Raw genomic sequence first — 17,119 nt, forward strand, 5'->3', positions numbered from 1 at the left:
TGGTGATCACCCGTACTCCCTGGGGAGTACGGCGAACGGGGAGGAACGGGGAGGGGAAGGGCGGTCCGCGCCCTCACGCCTGGGCAGGCTCCTGTGCGGCCGGGCCCGTCAGGCGTCGGCGCCTGTTCAGCGCCGCTCCCGGTCCGACGTGCCGGTGCCGCCCCGGCTGCCACCGAGCAGACCGACCGTGCGGGCGAGCTCCTCGACGGCGTGGCGGAAGAAGACCTCCCTCGCCTCCACGACCCGGTTGAACTGACCGAAGATCTCGAACGAGATCAGGCCGAACAGCTGCGACCAGGCGGCGACGAGGGGGGCGACGACCGCGGGTGGCAGGTCGGGGGCGACGTCCGCGGCGAGCCGCTCGGCCTCCGGGCGCAGCCCCTCGGGGAGCGGTGCGACCGCGAGGCCCTCCTCGCGGTGGGCGTCACCGACGACCGCGACGAGAACGAGGCCGACGCGCGAGGCGGGTTCGATGGTGTGCTGCGGAGCCGTGTAGCCGGGGACCGGGGAACCGTAGATCAGGGCGTACTCGTGCGGGTGTGCCAGCGCCCATCGGCGCACCGCACAGGCCACCGCGACCCAGTGCGTCAGATGGGCGGCGGCCCCGGAGTGTTCGGCGACGGCGGTCCGGCGGGCGTTCTCGGCCGCCTCCCCCACGGAGTCGTACGCGTCGACGATCAGGGCCGTGAGCAGTTCGTCCCGGCTGGGGAAGTAGCGGTAGAGCGCCGAGGAGACCATGCCGAGCTCGCGGGCCACCGCGCGCAGCGAGAGCTTCGCCGCGCCTTCGGCCGCGAGCTGGCTCCTCGCCTCGTCCTTGATGGCGGCGGTGACCTCGATACGGGCCCGTTCCCTGGCTCCTCGGATGGCAGTCATGGATCGCAGTCTGTCACGCGTTCAGAGCGGCGACCAATAACGAGAGCAGTGCTCTTGCTTTGGATCGACACTTTCGTGCACACTGATCACAAGCGAGGCACCGCTCTCTCAAACTGTGGGGGTCACCATGTCGCAGCCTTACTACCTTCAGGGAAGTCCGCTCACCGTCCGGCTGAACAGCTTCGTCGGCTGGCTCGCCCGCCACGGCGTGAGCCTGCTCGGCTCGCAGGAGATGTCGGTCCGTGGACGCACGAGTGGCCGGCTGCAGCGCGTCCCCGTCAACCCGCACACCCACGAGGGCGTGCAGTACCTGGTCTCGGCCCGGGGCCACTCGCAGTGGGTGCGCAACATGCGGGTCGCCGGCGGCGGCGAACTGCGCAGGGGCCGCCACAACCGTGCCTTCACCGCCGTGGAGATCGCGGACGACGAGCAGAAGATGATCGTCGTCCGCGCCTACCTGGAGCGCTGGGGCTGGGAGGTCAACCAGTACTTCAAGGGCATCACGGCGAAGTCGACGGACGCCGAACTACTCGCCGCCTGCCCCGACCACCCGGTCTTCCGGATCACCGTCGAGGGCTGACCGCCGGCCGAACCCCGGTGAACACCTCGGTCAGTCGCGGTCCATCGCGGACAGGGCCCGCTGCGCCATCGGATGCGAACGGACCAGTTCGGCCAGCGAGGTCGTCCCGCGGGTGATGCCCGCGAAGGCGTTCCACGCCGGGCGGAATCCGGTGAGCACCGCGTGCAGCAGACCCGGGCGCCGCTCGAAGAGCTTCAGCATGCGCCGCCCCACGCTCATCTCGACGCCGAGTCCGGCCTTGATGGCGAAGGCGTAGTTGAGCGCCTGCCGGCGGGCGTCCACGGCGTCGTGCGACTCCGCGACACGGACCGCCCACTCGCCGGCGAGCCGTCCCGAACGCAGCGCGAACGAGATCCCCTCGCGGGTCCACGGCTCCAGCAGACCGGCCGCGTCACCGCACACGAGCACCCGGCCGCGGGAGAGCGGCGAGTCGTCGCTGCGGCAGCGCGTCAGATGGCCCGAGGAGATCTTCGGTTCGAATCCGGCCAGGCCGAGCCGCGCGACGAAGTCCTCCAGGTACCGCTTCGTTCCGCCGCCGTCGCCGCGCGCCGAGATCACGCCGACGGTCAGGGTGTCGCCCTTGGGGAAGACCCAGCCGTAACTCCCCGGCATGGGACCCCAGTCGATCAGCACCCGGCCCGCCCAGTCCTCCGCGACCGTCTGCGGAACGGGGATCTCCGCCTCCAGGCCCAGGTCGACCTGGTCGAGCTTCACCCCGACGTGGGCTCCTATCCGCCCGGCGCTGCCGTCCGCACCCACCACCGCACGGGCCAGGACGGTCTCGCCGCCGGCCAGCACGACCGCGACCGTGCGCCGGTCCGGCACCGCGGCGCCGTGCTGTTCCACCCGTGACACCGTCGCACCCGTGCGCAGTTCGGCACCGGCCTTCTGCGCCTCCTCGACCAGGCCCGCGTCGAACTCGGGGCGGTTGATCAGCCCGAAGAGCATCCGCCTGGAGCGGCGGGTCCGCGCCAGCCTGCCGTTCAGCGAGAACGTGACCGCGTGGATCCGGTCCCGCAGGGGGAGTTCGAATCCAGGGGGCAGCGAATCACGCGAATACCCGATAATTCCGCCGCCGCACGTTTTGTAACGGGGCAGTTCCGCCTTCTCCAGCAGCAGCACCCGACGGCCGGCGACCGCCGCCGCGTATGCCGCGGAGGCTCCCGCCGGTCCGGCGCCGACTACGACGACGTCCCACACGGACGAGTCTTCGTGCTCATGTCCGGCGTCTGCGTTCTCGCTGCTCACGATGTGCTTCTGCTCCCGATCCGACCAGTGGCCCAAGCTGCTCACGGCATCCTACGGCGCGTTCCGACCAACCCCTGCTGTGGGAGGATCGGCCGTGCCTCCGTCGTGACCGCAACGCCGTATTCGCGGCGTTCAAGTACACGGATTCGTACACATAACGTCGCACCTGCTAGGAGCGTGCCCATGACCGCCCATCCGATTTCCGAGACCATCGCCTCACTGATGCCCCGCGCCAAGGCGGAGCTGACCGAGCTGGTGGCCTTCCAGTCGGTGGCGGACCCCGCGGTGTATCCGAGGAGCGAGTGCGACGCCGCCGCCGACTGGGTGGCGGCGGCGCTGCGCGCCGAGGACTTCCAGGACGTCGCCCTGCTCGACACCCCGGACGGCAGCCGGTCCGTCTACGGTTTCCTGCCCGGACCGGCCGGCGCGCCCACCGTGCTGCTCTACGCGCACTACGACGTGCAGCCCCCGCTCGACGAGGCCGCGTGGCTCTCCCCGCCGTTCGAGCTGACGGAACGTGACGGCCGGTGGTTCGGCCGGGGCACGGCCGACTGCAAGGGCGGGCTGATCATGCATCTCCTCGCGCTGCGCGCCCTCCGGGCGAACGGCGGGATACCGGTCTCCGTCAAGTTGATCGTCGAGGGCTCGGAGGAGCAGGGCACCGGAGGTCTGGAGCAGTACGCGCAGGCGCACCCGGAGCTGCTCGCCGCCGACACCGTCGTCATCGGCGACACCGGGAACTTCCGGGTCGGTCTGCCCACGGTCACCGCGACCCTGCGCGGGATGACGATGCTGCGGGTCCGGCTCGACACCCTCGAAGGGAACCTGCACTCCGGGCAGTTCGGCGGCGCCGCGCCGGACGCTCTGGCCGCGATGATCCAGCTGCTCGCCTCGCTGCGCGACGAGGACGGTACGACGACCGTCGACGGCCTCACCACCGGTGCGGCGTGGGACGGTCTGCAGTACCCGGAGGCCGAGTTCCGCGAGGACGCGAAGGTGCTCGACGGAGTGGAGCTGATCAGCACCGGTACGGTCGCGGACCGGATCTGGGCGCGCCCGGCCGTCACGGTGATCGGGATCGACTGCCCGCCGGTCGTCGGTGCGACGCCCTCGGTGCAGGCGAGCGCGCGGGCGCAGATCAGTCTGAGGGTGCCGCCGGGCGTGGACGCCGACGAGGCGACGAAGCTGCTCACCGCGCATCTGGAGTCGCACACCCCGTGGGGCGCCCGGGTCGCGGTCGAGCAGGTGGGCCAGGGGCAGCCGTTCCGCGCCGATGTCACCAGCCCGGCGTACTCGGCGATGGCGGATGCCATGCGGGACGCGTACCCGGGCGAGGAGATGCAGTCCAGCGGCATGGGCGGCTCGATCCCGCTCTGCAACACACTGGCCGGGCTGTACCCGCAGGCGGAGATCCTGCTGATCGGCCTGAGCGAGCCCGAGGCGCAGATACACGCGGTGAACGAGAGCGTCTCGCCCGGGGAACTGGAGCGGATGTCGGTGACCGTGGCGCTGTTCCTGCGGAACTACGCCGCGTCCAAGCAGGGCTGAGCGGGCTCGTCCCCCGCCGCGCCGGCCCGGTGCGGGCCTGCCGCGGTCCGCACCGGCTACGCGTTGGGCGAAGCACGCCCAGAGCGTAGATCCGTGCGGCGGACGTCGGCCGTTGCCTACGTTCGTCGCATGGATCTCGTCGAAGTACTTCCCCGGTTGCACATGTTCCGGTTCCCGATCGGTCAGGCCTACCTCTGGCGTGACGAGGACGAGCTGACCCTCGTCGACGCGGGCGCCGTCGACGCCGCGCCCGGCATCGAGGACGCGGTCCGCGGCCTCGGTCTGGACCCCGGCCGAATATCCCGGATCGTCATCACGCACGGCCACAACGACCACTACGGCGCCGCGCAGGAGCTCGCGGACCGCCACGGCGCCGAGATCCTGGCGCACCGGCTCGACGCAGCGGTGATCCGGGGCGAGGAGGAGGTCGCCGACCCGGTGCTGCTGGACTGGGAACTCCCGTTGTGGGAGAAGGCGCTGACCGTGCCCGCGGCCCCGCCGACCCGGGTCGACCGCGAGCTGTCCGACGGATCGACGATCGGCTTCGGCGGCGGCGCGCGGGTCGTCCACTCCCCCGGCCACACCCCGGGTTCCATCGGTGTCCATCTGCCCGCGCACGGGGTGCTGTTCACCGGGGACTGCGTCGCCGCCGCGGGCCGGGTGATGCTCGGCGTCTTCAACATCGACCGCGCGCAGGCCGTGGCCTCGTTCCAGCGGCTTGCGGCGCTGGAACCGGCCACGGTCTGCTTCGGACACGGTGATCCCGTCACCACCGGCGCCGCGGCGGTGCTGCGCGCCTCAGCCGACCGGGACTCCGGCCTCCAGGTTGAGAACGGCTGACTGTTCACGGGCACGCAGCGCCCAGCGCAGCCGTTCGAACCGGGTGGGCGGCAGCATGGTGGCGGCCTCGGCCTCGGTGACGAAGCGCCAGCCGCGCAGTTCGGAGCCGGGCAGCAGCAGCCGTTCGGCGTCCCGGCCGGGCAGCAGGCCGCCGTCGAAGAGCAGCCGCAGGCCGCCGAATCCGGGCGGCTCGGGCGCCTCCCAGTCGATCACGAGCAGTTTCGGCACCCGTTCGAGCCGTATCCCTATCTCCTCGGCGACCTCCCTGATTCCGGCCTGCGCCGGGGCCTCGCCGGACTCCACCACGCCGCCGGGGAACTCCCAGCCGGGTTTGTAGGTGGGGTCGACGAGCAGTACGCGGTCGTCCTCGTCGAAGAGCAGCACCCCGGCCGCGACGGTCTCCGCGGTCGGATCGGGTGTCTGCACGATTTCGCAGGCCGGTGCCGCCCCCGTGTGCAGGGCCTCGGCGATGAGCTCGGCGGTCGCCTGCGGGGTGAGGGCGCTGTTGTCGATGGTGTGGGCGTCCGCGGCGATCCAGTCGAGCGCCGAGCGGTAGGGCCCGATGTGCTCGTACGCCCACTGGCGGACCCGTTCGCTGTGCTCCGGGTCGTCTGCGAACTCCACTCGGTCGGCGATCCGTTGCCGCAGGATCGTTTCCTCAGGTGAGAGCAGCACATGGCGCACCGGAATGCGCCGGGAGGCGAGCCCTCCGAAGATCTCGTCGCGATACTCCTGTCGCAGCAGCGTCATCGGCACCACCAGTACCCCACCGACCTCGGCGAGCAGGGCCGCCGCGGTGTCCACCACCAGACGCCGCCAGATCGGCAGGTCCTGGAAGTCGGTCACCTCGGCGAGCCTCTTCTGGGGCAGCAGACACCGCAGCCCCGCGCCGGTCAGTTCCGGGTCGTAGAAGGTGCTGTTCGGGATCAGATCGATCAGTTCGCGCGCGGCGCTGGTCTTGCCCGCGCTGAACGCACCGTTGATCCAGACGATCACGGTTCCCCCTCTTCCGTAGCCCCCTGTGGCTTGCCCGCAACACCCTGCCGCGAAAACCCGTTTGAGGCGACGGGCGTTGCACGACCGCAACCGCGGGCGGCCGTCGCGGACGGCCGCGGTACCGGAGGGACGGCTTCCGCGGAGCCGTAACGGGGACGGCCGGACGTCGTTGGAGCGGACAGCAGAGAGAACGACAGGGGGTGGACCGTGCTTCGCACCGTGCTTGAACAGTTCCCCGCAGGAGGCCCACGGGGAAGCTGGCCGGCCGAGGAGTTCGCGGCGGCCCGCCGCGGCGAGGGCGTCGCGGCGGAGGTCGTGATGGACCTGGAACGGGACGCGTTCCTGGTGATCGTGCCGCAGCAGTCCTCGGACCGGGGCCGCTGAGCCCGGAAGGACACCGCCGGGCGAACGGCCGGTGCCCGCGCTCAGGGCCGGCCGGTGGGGTCCTGCTCCGGCCGCGGGTCGGACGCGGGCCCGTTCCGGCGGTCGGACACGGCGTCGAAGAGCTCCCAGCCGTCCATGACGTGGACGGCCGGCGCGTCGGTACACCAGCCGCGGGACAGGGCCTCGTCGAGCAGGGCGCGGGCGGTGCCCGGCTCGTTGAGGTTGAGGTACACGCCCGCGACCTTGCCCACCACGCCGGAGGGCAGAAGGCCGTCGGGCACCATCCGCCCCGGTCCGCCCTCGAAGGCCACCTCCAGCCGTCCCCTGCCGACGACGGGGCGGACGGCGAGGGTTTCCCGGCAGCCCACGAGCCTGGCATCGTCACGGCGGTGCCGGTGTGTCACCGACCAGAGGAACGTGACGCCATCCGCGACGAGCCGCCGGGACTTCTTCGCACTGCGGGCCATCCGGGGGATGCTACTGGACAGCCCTCAGCCCCGTGACCGGCGCTGCGCGACGGGACAGAACCCGCCGAACGGCCTCTCGCCCGCACTCAGGGAGTGTCACCCCGCCAGTCCCACTTGTACGGCTCGTCCGTCCTCGGCCCGTACTCCGCCCTGCCGCCTGCGCCGTACGAGCCGATCTCGGTGATCAGGGCGGAGCCGTCCGCCAGGGCGACCTCCGTCCATCCGGTCACATCCAGCAGCAGCCCGTCGAGCGGCCCGCCCACCAGTTCCCGGTAGACACGCCCCGGCCGGGGCCCGGGGTCGGGGTCGTCGTGATCGGCGCCGTACACGCGACGCCTGATGATCTCGTCCATAGCAGCAGGATGGCACCGACCACTGACAACTTCCTCGGTCACCGGCCCCCACGTGACTCCAACGGAGGCACGCCGCCCGGTCCGGGCCCGGTGTCTGCGCAGGTCCCGGCCCCGGCGACGTGCCGGCCTCTTCGCCGCCGGCAGGACTCCGAGCGGGTGCTTCACGTACCGCAACGGCCTCCCGGCGCCGGAGTGAGCCGTCACGGGAGAACGTCGCGAGCGAACTACTTGCTGGACCCCAGCGTCAGCCCCGCGATGAAGTGCCTCTGCAGCAGCAGGAACACTATGAGCGTCGGCAGCGCCACGATCACCGAGCCGGCGGCGAGCAGGTTGTAGTCCGTGAAGAACTGGCCACGCAGGTTGTTCAGGGCCGAGGTGACCGGAAGTTTGTCACCGTCGGAGATGAAGACCAGGGCCCAGAGGAAGTCGTTGTACATCCAGGTGAACTGGAGCGTGCCGAGCGCGGCGAGCGCCGGGCGGCACAGGGGCAGGGTGATCCGCCAGAACTGGGTCCAGACACCCGCCCCGTCCACCACGGCCGCCTCCAGGATCTCCTGCGGGAGGGTGCGCATGAAGTTGGCCAGGACGAAGACGCAGAATCCGAGCTGGAAGCCGATCTGCACGAGGACGACGGCCCAGTACGAGTCGAACATCGTCATCGAGTCGGACATCCAGTAGGGCAGCGGGATGCGGTTGAAGACGACGTACAGGGGGGTGACGATCACCTGCTGCGGGAGCAGGTTCCCGGCGGTGAAGAGCATCAGCAGGACGAGCCCGCCGCGCATCCTCAGCCGGGCGAGCGCGAAGGCCACGAACGAGGCGAGGAAGAGGGTGACGAGCACCCCCGGGACCGCGATGATCATGGTGTTGACGAAGTACTTCGTCATGCCCGAGTCGCTGAACGCCTGCCGGTAGTAGTCCAGGGAGAGATGGCGAGGCAGCGAGAAGTAGCCGTGTTCGGACGTCTCGTCGTACGGCCGCAACGAGGCGTACACGGCGAGGGCCAGCGGTGCGAGGAAGGCCAGCGAGACCGTCATCAGGAACGCGTGCACGCCGAGCCGGCCGGGGCGGATCCTGCGGCGGGCGGTGACGGGGGTCGCAGGCGGTACCGGGCGGACTGCGGCGGCTTCGGTGGTCATCGGTTCTTCTCCCCTCGGAGCTCCTGGACCAGATACGTCACGACGAATCCCAGTGAGACGGCGAGCAGGACGACTGCGATGGCGGAACCGAACCCGATCCGGCTGGCCTCTCCGATGATGTTGTCGGTGACGAGCACCGAGAGCAGTTCGAGACCGTTGCGGCCGTGGTTGACCGCGTACACGATGTCGAAGGCGCGCAGCGACTCGATGACGGTGATGACCCCGACGATGACGTTGACCGGCCGGAGCGTGGGGAAGACGATCCGGAAGAAGGTCTGGGTCTCGCTCGCCCCGTCGATCGCGGCGGCCTCCTTGAGGGAGGGGTCGATGGCCTTGAGCCCGGCGAGGTAGAGGATCATCACGTAGCCGGTGTGACGCCACGCGGCGGCCAGCAGGATCATCCAGATGTTGAGGTCGGGGTCGCCCAGCCAGTCGGTCGGACTGCCGGTGTCGCCGATGATCGCGTTGAGGGCGCCCTGGTCGCGGGAGAAGATCAGCTGGGCGATGAAGCCGACCACGGCGAGGGACAGCACGACGGGCATGTACAGCGTCGACTGGTAGAAGCGGCTGAAGCGCACGCCCTTGTCGATGAGTACGGCCAGGAGCAGCCCGAAGGGCGCGGCGACCAGGCCGAGGAAGCCGAGCCAGAGCAGGTTGTGGCGGGCGGCCGGCCAGAACTGCGGGTAGTTGGTGAAGAGGTTCGCGTAGTTGCGCGTACCGACCCACTTGATGTCGCCGATGCCGTCCCAGCTGGTGAAGGAGAGGACCACCGAGGCGAGCGTCGGTCCCCAGACGATGGCGAGGTCGAGCAGGACTGGTATGCCGAGCAGCACACCGAGGACGGCGAGGTCGCGGCGGGTGAACCGCCGCGTACCCCGCTGTCCGGTGCGCCGCCCCGAGATGAACGACACGGTCGGTGCTCCAGGTTCAGTCCGAGGTGAAGATGCTCTTCTTCTGCCGTTCGATGTCGTTGACCAGACCGTCCACATCGTTCGGACTGCTGATGAACTTCTGGATCGCCGGGATCATGACCGTGGAGGCGAAGTCCGGGCGGGTGTCCCGGTCCATGAACTGGGAGATCTGCTTCGCCCCGGAGATCATGTCGACGGCCTTCTGCTGCAGGGCGGAGTACTGGGAGGTGTCCGCCTGGTCGCTGACCGCGATGTTGTTCGGGTCGCTCTTCAGGTAGATGTCCTCGGCCTTGCCGGTGGCGAGCCACTTCAGCAGGTCCTTGGCGCTCTCCAGGGACTTCTTGTTCTTGAGGTTCTTGGACTTCTTCGCCAGCAGGAACCCGTCGATGGGGGCCTCGACCGCGTCCTGGCCGTGCTCGGGGTTGATGACGGGGAACGGGAAGAAGTCCAGGTCGCTCTGTTCCGCCTTGGGGAACTGGGCCCCGGGGTGCGGCAGTCCGAAGACCGCCATTCCCGCCTCGCGCTTCTGGAGGCTGGTCGCCGCCTCCTGCCAGGTGCGGCCGTTGGCACCCTGCTGGCAGTACGGAAGGAGCCGTCGCCAGGTGTCGAAGACCTCCCTGACCCGCTTGTCCGTCCAGGCTTCCTCGCCGGCCATCAGGCTCTTGTGGAATTCGTATCCGTTGGTACGCATGTTGATGTAGTCGAAGGTGCCCATGGCAGGCCAGCCGTCCTTGTCGCAGAACGCGATGGGATCGAGCTTGTCCTTCTTCATCTGCTTGGCGAGTGCCACGTACTCGTCCAGCGTCTTCGGCGCCCGGTAGCCTCGCTCGGAGAACAGGCTCTTACGGTGGAAGACGGCCCACGGATAGTAGTAGTACGGAGTGAGGTACTGCTTGCCGTCCGCGCCGGACGACTGGGCCTTCAGAGCGTCGGAGAATCCCTTGTAGCCCTGCCAGTTGTCACTGATGTCGTGCAACAGGCCCTTCTCGGCGAAGAACTGCATACGGTTTCCGGCGAACCACATGAAGACGTCGTCGGGCTTGCCCTGCAGATACCGGTTGATGTTCTCCTGAAAGGTGTTGTGGTCAACGGTGTTGACCTTCACCTTCCTGCCGTCGGACTGAGCGGCGTAGGCGCTGAAGGCCTCGGCGAACGCCTTCTTCGGGACGGGGTCGGATGAATTCGAGCCCAGGGTGATCGTCTTGCCGTCCCCACCGGGGCCGCCGCCGCACGCGGTGAGCAGCGCGGGAAGCGTGACCGCTCCGGCACCGACCGCCGCACCACGCAACAGACTCCGCCGGGACATCCGATGTCCTGCGACACTGCCGGGCACATCTGACCTGTCGTACGAGCGCGCCATGACCCCCTCCTCCGGAAGGCAACCCAACACAACCGAACGTGCGCTTGGATCTCACCTCCAACCAGGGGTCCAGTCAAGGGTTTTGACGAGATACCGAACAACCGGCACCACCCCCCTTCCAACAGACTTCAACACGCTCTAACGTAATCGCTCGTCTTGGCGTGCACATGCCGTCACGTGATTCCGCACGAGTCCGGAGGAACGTAACGATGCGTCATCTTCCAGTCCGTACAACACGAACAGGCCGCCGGAGAGTCATCGGAGCGCTGGCCGCGGGTCTTCTGTGCGCGGCGGGAATCGCCTTCCCGGCCGCGGCCCATTCCCCGGCTCCGGCCCCCGGCCCGGCACCCGCCGTCGGCGCACAGGCCGGCGACGGCCTCGCCCTCACACCCCCGATGGGCTTCAACAACTGGAACTCGACCCATTGCCGGGCGGAGTTCAACGAGTCGATGGTCAAGGGCATCGCGGATATCTTCGTCGAGAAGGGCCTCAAGGAAGCCGGCTATCAGTTCGTCAATCTGGACGACTGCTGGGCCGTGCCGCAGCGCAATGCGGACGGCAAGCTGGAGGCCGATCCGGTGCGATTCCCGAACGGCATCAAGGCCGTCGCGGATTACGTCCACTCGAAGGGGCTCAAACTAGGCATCTACACCAGCGCAGGCACCAAGACCTGCGACAGCGTCGGTCTTCCCGGTGCGCTCGGCCATGAGTACAGCGATGCGCAGCAGTTCGCCGACTGGGGCGTCGACTACCTCAAGTACGACAACTGCAACAACCAGGGCGTCGACGCGAAAGAACGCTATACGACGATGCGCGACGCGCTCGCCGCCACCGGCCGGCCCATCGTCTACAGCATCTGCGAATGGGGGCAGAACAAACCCTGGGAATGGGCCGGGGAACTCGGCAACCTCTGGCGCACGACGGGCGACATCAACGACAGCTGGAGCAGCATGCTGTCGATCATGAAGCAGAATCTGCCGCTCGCCGCGGCCGCCGGGCCGGGACGCTGGAACGACCCCGACATGCTGGAGGTCGGCAACGGCGGGATGACGGACACGGAGTACCGCACCCACTTCTCCATGTGGTCGGTGATGGCCGCCCCGCTGCTCATCGGTTCCGATCTGCGTACGGCGACGCCGGAGACGTTCGACATCCTCTCCAACGACGAGGTCATCGCGGTCGACCAGGACCCGCTGGGCAAGCAGGGCACCGTGCTCTCGTCCGACGGGGGACGGTGGGTCGTCGCCAAGGAGATGCGGGACGGCAGCCGGGCGGTGGCCCTGTTCAACGAGACCGGGAGCGCACAGCGGATCTCGACGACGGCCGCGGCGGCGGGACTGCCGCGGGCCGCCGGCTACACCATGCGCGATCTGTGGGAGCACAAGGACTTCAACACGGCCGGTGACATATCGGCGACCGTCCCCGCGCACGGCACCGTGCTGCTGCGCGTCGCCGCCGACCGGACCTGGTCCTCGCATCCGCCGGCCACCGAACTCGGTCTGCAGGGCAGCACGTTGGTCGAGGCCGGCCGTACGGCCCCGCTGACGACCACGATCACGGATCTGGGCCGCACACCCGCCCTGAGCGTCTCCGCGGCCCTCACCGGGCCGTCCGGCTGGCGGGTCGGGGCCGGCTCGGCGACGACCGCCCCGGCACTGCTCACCGGCCGGGCGCTCACCACACGCTGGCGGGTGACGGCCCCGGCCGGCACGGCCACCGGCACGTACGACCTGACGCTCAACGCGAAGTACCGCTCGCCCACCGGGAAGCGGGTGTCGTCCTCGGTGCCCTTCCAGGCCCATGTGGTGGTGCCGCCACCGGCCGGTGGCGGCTACCTCAGCGATCTGCCGCAGCTGTCCGCGTCCAACGGCTACGGGCCGGTGGAGAAGGACACCAGCAACGGTGAGAGCGCGGCCGGAGACGGGAATCCGCTCACCATCGGCGGCGAGGTCTACGCGAAGGGGCTGGGTGTGCACGCGGACAGCACCGTCGAGTACTACACGGGCGGAGCGTGCGGCACGGTCGACGCCCGGGTCGGCGTGGACGACGAGAAGGGCGACAAGGGAAGTGTGGCCTTCGAGATCTGGGCGGACGCCACGAAGGCGGCCACGACCGGGGTACTGACCAACGCGATGCCGGCGCAGCCCCTCTCGGCGGACGTGAGCGGTGCGCGGGTCGTCCGTCTGGTCGTCACCGACGGCGGGGACGGCGACGATTCCGACCACGCGGACTGGGCGGACCTGCGGATCAGCTGCTGACCCGCCCGGACGCTTCGTGCGAACCGGCGGGGCGCGGACTCCACCGGTTCGCACCCGCCGGATCGCCCGGGTGGCCGACCCCGGGCGCCGGCGCCCGGCCGGGTTCCGACGGGGTCGGGCCGGGGCGGTGTACGGGTAGGGCCATGCCCCTTTCCGCGGAACAGCTCAGTGACCCCGCCGTGCGTGCCTTCGTGAGCGCCGTCAACGCAAACGACCGGCAGGCCTTCTTCGCCGTCCTCACCCCGGACGCCACGATGTCCGACGACGGCTCCGCCCGCGATCTGCGGGAGTGGACCGACCGGGAGATCTTCTCCTCGAACGGCCGGATGGACGTCCAGACCGAGACGGACGGCGGGCAGACGCTCGTCGTCGAGTACAGCAACGACACCTTGGGGCCGATGCGGACGGCCTGGCGGTTCACCGTCGAGGGCGGGAAGATCTCCCGTTTCGAGACCGGGCAGGCCCCCGAGGCGTAGGCGGGGAACTCCGGGAGACCCGGCGGGCCGCCCACGGTCCCTGCACGCCCTAGACCGGGACCACTCCGTCCGCGCCCGCCCGCACCGCGAAGGCCGCGGCGGCGGCGCCCACCAGGCCGGCGTCGTTGCCCATGACCGCGGGCGCCACGGTGAGCTGCTGGACGAACGAGAGGGTGGCGTAGCGGCGCAGGGCGCTGCGCAGGGGGGCGAAGAGGACCTCGCCCGCGCCGGCCACTCCCCCGCCGATCACCGCGATGTCGATCTCGACAAGGGTGGCCGTCGCGGCGATGCCCGCGGCCAGTGCCTGTGCGGCCCGTTCGAAAGAGGCCACCGCGACCGGGTCTCCCGCCCTCGCGGCGACCGCGACCGACGCGGCCGACGCGTCGCCGTCCGGGCCCGGCCGCCAGCCGCCCTCCAGCGCCCTGCGGGCGATATTGGGCCCACTGGCGATGCGTTCGACGCAGCCGCGCGAACCGCACGGGCAGGGATCGCCGTCCAGGTCGACGCTGATGTGGCCGATGTGGCCCGCGTTGCCGCTCGGGCCGGGGCGGAGGGTGCCGCCGAGGACGAGGCCTCCTCCGACGCCGGTCGACACGACCATGCACAGCGCGTTGTCGTATCCGCGGGCCGCGCCCAGCCAGTGCTCGGCAGCGGTCATCGCGACGCCGTCACCGACCAGCTCGACCGGCAGCCCGCCTGCCGCCCCGCTCACCCGCTCCACCAGCGGGAAGTCGCGCCACCCGGGAACGTTGACCGGGCTGACCGTCCCGGACGTCGCGTCCACCGGGCCGGCGCTGCCGATCCCGACGGCCGATGCCCGTCCCCACAGGGGCGACGCGGCCAGCTCCGCCACCACGTCACCGACCGCCTCCATGACCTTCTCCCCGCTCTCCCTGGCGGGCGTCGGCCGCTGAGCGCGTACGAGGAGCGAGCCGCTGTCGTCCACCAACGCGCCGGCGATCTTGGTGCCCCCGATGTCCAGCGCGGCTACGAGGTCGGTATGCATCGGTGTGGGCTCCGGATGGTGAGAAGGGTGGGACCTGCGGCTTCAGTGATTGGTCTGCATAGTCTCCATTCAGCTGACAACGTTGTCCAGGGCCTATGCTCAAGGCCACAGCCTCCGGCACCCTACGCGGTACCCTCCGCGGTCCTGCCGGACCGCCCGCACCCGACGACAGGACAGCGCACCGTGGCCGAGACCACTCGTCAGCCCGAAACCCGTTACGGCAACCGGCCGACCATGAAGGATGTGGCCGCGCGTGCCGGCGTGGGGCTCAAGACGGTCTCGCGCGTGGTCAACAGCGAGCCGGGCGTCACGCCCGACACCGAGCGCCGGGTCCAGGAGGCCATCGACGCCCTGGGCTTCCGTCGCAACGACAGCGCGCGCGTGCTGCGCAAGGGGCGCACCGCTTCCATCGGCCTCGTCCTGGAGGACCTCGCCGACCCCTTCTACGGGCCGCTGAGCCGCGCCGTGGAAGAGGTCGCCCGCGCGCACGGCGCCCTGCTCATCAACGGTTCGAGCGCCGAGGACCCGGAGCGCGAGCAGGAGCTCGTGCTCGCACTGTGCGCGCGCCGGGTCGACGGGCTCATCGTGATTCCCGCCGGTGACGACCACCGCTACCTGGAGCAGGAGATCAGGGCCGGCATCGCGACGGTCTTCGTGGACCGGCCCGCGGGCCGCATCGATGCCGACATGGTGCTGTCCGACAGCTTCGGCGGAGCACGTCAGGGCGTCGCGCATCTGATCGCGCACGGCCACCGCCGGATCGGGTTCATCGGTGACCAGCCGCGCATCCACACCGCCACTGAGCGGTTGCGCGGCTATCACACCGCCATGACGGACGCCGGGATAACCGTGCAGGACTCCTGGGTCTCCCTCGGCTCCACGGATCCCGACCGGGTCCGCCGGGCGACCGAGACCATGCTCTCGGGCCCGGAGCCGGTCACCGCGCTGTTCTCGGGCAACAACCGGGTGACGGTGACGGTGGTGCGTGTACTGGCCGACCGGGAAAGCCCGGTCGCCCTGGTCGGTTTCGACGACATCGAGCTCGCGGACCTGCTCGGTATCACCGTCGTCTCCCAGGACGCCGCGACCGTGGGCCGCACCGCGGCCGAGCACCTCTTCCGCCGCCTCGACGGAGCCGCCCACGCGCCGGTGCGGGTGGAGCTCCCCACCAGTCTCATCGCACGCGGTTCGGGCGAACTGCGCCCGGCCTGACCGCGGAACCACGGGCGGGCCGGGCCTTCCGGACCCGCCCTACGGCGCGGTGACGGTCAGCCCGCCGCGCCGCGGTGAGGCGAAGGCGTCGAGGTCCGCGCGGGTCAGCCCGGTCAGCCGGGCAACCTCGGCGGTGTCCAGCGCGCCGCAGTCGATGCCGCGCAGCAGATAGCCGCTGAGCGCCTTGGCGGTGGCGGGTTCGTCCATCACGTCGCCGCCCGCCTTGGCCACGTAAGCGGCGAGCCGGGCCGCGGCCTGCTCCAGGCCCTCCCGGTAGAAGGCGTAGACGGCCGCGTAACGCGTCGGAAGATGACCGGGGTGCATGTCCCAGCCCTGGTAGTAGGCGCGGGCCAGAGCGCGCCTGGTGAGGCCGTAGTGCAGCCGCCAGGCTTCGTGGACCTGCGGGGTCGGGCCGACGGGCAGCACATTGGTCGAGCCGTCGCATACACGCACCCCGGTGCCGGCCGCGGCCACCTGCATGACGGCCTTGGCGTGGTCGGCCGCCGGGTGGTCGCTCGCCTGATAGGCGGCACTGACACCGACACAGGCGCTGTAGTCGAAGGTTCCGTAGTGCAGACCGGTCGCGCGGCCCCGCGCGGCGTCGATCATCCGGGCGACGGCCGCGGTGCCGTCGGCGGCCAGGATGGACTGGCTGGTCTCGATCTGGATCTCGAAGCCGAGCCGGCCCGGGGGCAGCGAGTGCGCCTTCTCGAACGCTTCCAGGAGCTGGACGAAGGCCGTGACCTGTTCGGGGTACGTCACCTTCGGCAGGGTGAGCACCAGTCCGTCGGGGAGTCCGCCCGCCCTCATCAGCCCGGTGAGGAAGACATCCGTGGTGCGGATTCCCCGGTCGCGGACGGACGCTTCCATGCACTTCATCCGGATGCCCATGTACGGGGCCGCCGTGCCGTTCCCGTACGCCTCGGAGACCAGTCGCGCCGCACGGGCCGCCGCCTCGTCCTCCTCGGCGTCGGAGCGGGGACCGTAGCCGTCCTCGAAGTCGATCCGCAGGTCCTCGACCGGCTCGCGCCGGAGCTTGGCGCGCACCCGGTCGTGGACGGGCCCGGCGAGCTCGTCCGGGATGCCGAGGACCGCGGCGAGGGAGGCCGCGTCGGGGGCGTGTTCGTCGAGGGCCGTCAGCGCCCGGTCGCCCCAGGAACGGATGGTGCCCGCGGTGAAGGTGTCGCCCGGCACGTAGACCGTGTGGACGGGCTGGCGGGTCCCGGGGTCGCCGGGGTAGCGGCGGGCGAGCTCGGTGTCCACGTCCGTGAGGGAGGCGCTGATCCCGTCGCTCACCGCACCGGCGAGGCTCGTCGCCACCTTCTCCTGCTGACCCATCTCCGCATCCTCCACACTCTCGCTGTTTCCGCTTCCCGGAATCAACAATCCGTATAGTGAAGTTATAAGGCTGCCGTATCTGCGTCAATGGTGATCGGAAACGGCGCGGGGCCGCACGGTGTCTCCACCG

At 70.3% G+C, this 17,119-nt stretch carries 17 protein-coding genes; 7 read left to right on the forward strand and 10 right to left on the reverse strand.

What is annotated here, in order from left to right:
• Window positions 1-126 precede the first annotated feature (126 nt).
• Entirely contained in the window at window positions 127-873 is a 747-nt protein-coding gene (locus tag ACFVJX_RS22465) for a TetR/AcrR family transcriptional regulator (protein WP_384129059.1), read from the reverse strand.
• 127 nt (window positions 874-1,000) lie between these two features.
• Between ACFVJX_RS22465 and ACFVJX_RS22470 the strand changes: the two genes are divergently transcribed.
• Window positions 1,001-1,453, forward strand: a complete 453-nt coding sequence (locus ACFVJX_RS22470; protein ID WP_384129062.1) for a nitroreductase/quinone reductase family protein — start codon at window positions 1,001-1,003, stop codon at window positions 1,451-1,453.
• Between the two features lie 30 nt (window positions 1,454-1,483).
• Here the strand turns inward: ACFVJX_RS22470 and ACFVJX_RS22475 are convergent, their stop codons facing one another.
• A complete protein-coding gene (locus tag ACFVJX_RS22475; protein ID WP_384129065.1) occupies window positions 1,484-2,701 on the reverse strand; it encodes a geranylgeranyl reductase family protein in 1,218 nt (405 codons plus the stop codon).
• 183 nt (window positions 2,702-2,884) lie between these two features.
• On the opposite strand from ACFVJX_RS22475, the gene ACFVJX_RS22480 reads away from it, so the two are divergent.
• Both ACFVJX_RS22480 and ACFVJX_RS22485 read left to right on the forward strand, forming a co-directional pair.
• Complete coding sequence (locus ACFVJX_RS22480; RefSeq protein ID WP_384129067.1) at window positions 2,885-4,249, forward strand: dipeptidase; 1,365 nt, start codon at window positions 2,885-2,887, stop codon at window positions 4,247-4,249.
• A gap of 129 nt (window positions 4,250-4,378) precedes the next feature.
• Window positions 4,379-5,089, forward strand: a complete 711-nt coding sequence (locus ACFVJX_RS22485; RefSeq protein WP_384129070.1) for an MBL fold metallo-hydrolase — start codon at window positions 4,379-4,381, stop codon at window positions 5,087-5,089.
• Here the strand turns inward: ACFVJX_RS22485 and ACFVJX_RS22490 are convergent.
• Entirely contained in the window at window positions 5,048-6,085 is a 1,038-nt protein-coding gene (locus ACFVJX_RS22490) for an NUDIX domain-containing protein (protein WP_384129072.1), read from the reverse strand. The two genes, ACFVJX_RS22485 and ACFVJX_RS22490, sit on opposite strands and share 42 nt — an antisense overlap.
• Before the next feature lie 207 nt (window positions 6,086-6,292).
• On the opposite strand from ACFVJX_RS22490, the gene ACFVJX_RS22495 reads away from it, so the two are divergent.
• Complete coding sequence (locus ACFVJX_RS22495; protein ID WP_384129075.1) at window positions 6,293-6,469, forward strand: hypothetical protein; 177 nt, start codon at window positions 6,293-6,295, stop codon at window positions 6,467-6,469.
• Between the two features lie 41 nt (window positions 6,470-6,510).
• On the opposite strand, the gene ACFVJX_RS22500 is transcribed toward ACFVJX_RS22495, so the two are convergent.
• The 5 genes from ACFVJX_RS22500 to ACFVJX_RS22520 all read right to left on the reverse strand — a co-directional run bounded on the left by ACFVJX_RS22500 (window position 6,511) and on the right by ACFVJX_RS22520 (window position 10,645).
• Window positions 6,511-6,936 carry a hypothetical protein gene (locus tag ACFVJX_RS22500; protein WP_384129078.1) on the reverse strand — a complete coding sequence of 142 codons (426 nt, stop codon included), beginning with the start codon at window positions 6,934-6,936 and terminating at the stop codon, window positions 6,511-6,513.
• Window positions 6,937-7,022: 86 nt separating this feature from the next.
• On the reverse strand, window positions 7,023-7,289 hold the full coding sequence (locus ACFVJX_RS22505) for a hypothetical protein (protein WP_384129081.1): 267 nt from the start codon (window positions 7,287-7,289) through the stop codon (window positions 7,023-7,025).
• Between the two features lie 224 nt (window positions 7,290-7,513).
• Window positions 7,514-8,428 carry a carbohydrate ABC transporter permease gene (locus ACFVJX_RS22510; RefSeq protein WP_384129084.1) on the reverse strand — a complete coding sequence of 305 codons (915 nt, stop codon included), beginning with the start codon at window positions 8,426-8,428 and terminating at the stop codon, window positions 7,514-7,516.
• Complete coding sequence (locus ACFVJX_RS22515; protein ID WP_384129086.1) at window positions 8,425-9,339, reverse strand: carbohydrate ABC transporter permease; 915 nt, start codon at window positions 9,337-9,339, stop codon at window positions 8,425-8,427. Before ACFVJX_RS22515 ends, ACFVJX_RS22510 begins: the two co-directional genes overlap by 4 nt.
• 16 nt (window positions 9,340-9,355) lie before the next feature.
• Window positions 9,356-10,645: an ABC transporter substrate-binding protein gene (locus ACFVJX_RS22520; RefSeq protein WP_384129089.1), complete on the reverse strand. Its 1,290-nt coding sequence runs from the start codon at window positions 10,643-10,645 to the stop codon at window positions 9,356-9,358.
• Window positions 10,646-10,908: 263 nt separating this feature from the next.
• Here ACFVJX_RS22520 and ACFVJX_RS22525 point away from each other — a divergent pair, with 263 nt between their 5' ends.
• The gene (locus ACFVJX_RS22525; RefSeq protein ID WP_384129092.1) at window positions 10,909-12,957 is read left to right on the forward strand and encodes an NPCBM/NEW2 domain-containing protein; all 2,049 of its coding nucleotides are present in this window, start codon (window positions 10,909-10,911) and stop codon (window positions 12,955-12,957) included.
• A gap of 143 nt (window positions 12,958-13,100) precedes the next feature.
• Complete coding sequence (locus tag ACFVJX_RS22530; protein WP_384129095.1) at window positions 13,101-13,433, forward strand: nuclear transport factor 2 family protein; 333 nt, start codon at window positions 13,101-13,103, stop codon at window positions 13,431-13,433.
• Window positions 13,434-13,482: 49 nt separating this feature from the next.
• Here ACFVJX_RS22530 and ACFVJX_RS22535 read toward each other — a convergent pair whose 3' ends face one another.
• Entirely contained in the window at window positions 13,483-14,439 is a 957-nt protein-coding gene (locus ACFVJX_RS22535) for an ROK family protein (protein WP_384129098.1), read from the reverse strand.
• 183 nt (window positions 14,440-14,622) lie between these two features.
• On the opposite strand from ACFVJX_RS22535, the gene ACFVJX_RS22540 reads away from it, so the two are divergent.
• Window positions 14,623-15,651, forward strand: coding sequence for a LacI family DNA-binding transcriptional regulator (locus tag ACFVJX_RS22540; protein WP_384129101.1), 1,029 nt, complete (start codon window positions 14,623-14,625; stop codon window positions 15,649-15,651).
• A gap of 39 nt (window positions 15,652-15,690) precedes the next feature.
• On the opposite strand, the gene ACFVJX_RS22545 is transcribed toward ACFVJX_RS22540, so the two are convergent.
• A complete protein-coding gene (locus ACFVJX_RS22545) occupies window positions 15,691-16,989 on the reverse strand; it encodes a DUF6986 family protein (RefSeq protein WP_384129104.1) in 1,299 nt (432 codons plus the stop codon).
• Window positions 16,990-17,119 lie beyond the last annotated feature (130 nt).

Origin of the sequence: Streptomyces sp. NPDC127177 (assembly GCF_042672475.1) — a bacterium.
GTDB lineage: Bacteria > Actinomycetota > Actinomycetes > Streptomycetales > Streptomycetaceae > Streptomyces.

What these genes read in the sequence shown, in the direction of transcription:
- ACFVJX_RS22485 (WP_384129070.1), top strand. Translation starts at nt 4,379, where the DNA reads ATGGATCTCGTCGAAGTACTTCCCCGGTTGCACATGTTCCGGTTCCCG.
- ACFVJX_RS22465 (WP_384129059.1), bottom strand. Translation starts at nt 873, where the DNA reads ATGACTGCCATCCGAGGAGCCAGGGAACGGGCCCGTATCGAGGTCACC.
- ACFVJX_RS22530 (WP_384129095.1), top strand. Translation starts at nt 13,101, where the DNA reads ATGCCCCTTTCCGCGGAACAGCTCAGTGACCCCGCCGTGCGTGCCTTC.
- ACFVJX_RS22500 (WP_384129078.1), bottom strand. Translation starts at nt 6,936, where the DNA reads ATGGCCCGCAGTGCGAAGAAGTCCCGGCGGCTCGTCGCGGATGGCGTC.
- ACFVJX_RS22520 (WP_384129089.1), bottom strand. Translation starts at nt 10,645, where the DNA reads ATGTCCCGGCGGAGTCTGTTGCGTGGTGCGGCGGTCGGTGCCGGAGCG.
- ACFVJX_RS22480 (WP_384129067.1), top strand. Translation starts at nt 2,885, where the DNA reads ATGACCGCCCATCCGATTTCCGAGACCATCGCCTCACTGATGCCCCGC.
- ACFVJX_RS22545 (WP_384129104.1), bottom strand. Translation starts at nt 16,989, where the DNA reads ATGGGTCAGCAGGAGAAGGTGGCGACGAGCCTCGCCGGTGCGGTGAGC.
- ACFVJX_RS22470 (WP_384129062.1), top strand. Translation starts at nt 1,001, where the DNA reads ATGTCGCAGCCTTACTACCTTCAGGGAAGTCCGCTCACCGTCCGGCTG.
- ACFVJX_RS22505 (WP_384129081.1), bottom strand. Translation starts at nt 7,289, where the DNA reads ATGGACGAGATCATCAGGCGTCGCGTGTACGGCGCCGATCACGACGAC.
- ACFVJX_RS22525 (WP_384129092.1), top strand. Translation starts at nt 10,909, where the DNA reads ATGCGTCATCTTCCAGTCCGTACAACACGAACAGGCCGCCGGAGAGTC.
- ACFVJX_RS22535 (WP_384129098.1), bottom strand. Translation starts at nt 14,439, where the DNA reads ATGCATACCGACCTCGTAGCCGCGCTGGACATCGGGGGCACCAAGATC.
- ACFVJX_RS22510 (WP_384129084.1), bottom strand. Translation starts at nt 8,428, where the DNA reads ATGACCACCGAAGCCGCCGCAGTCCGCCCGGTACCGCCTGCGACCCCC.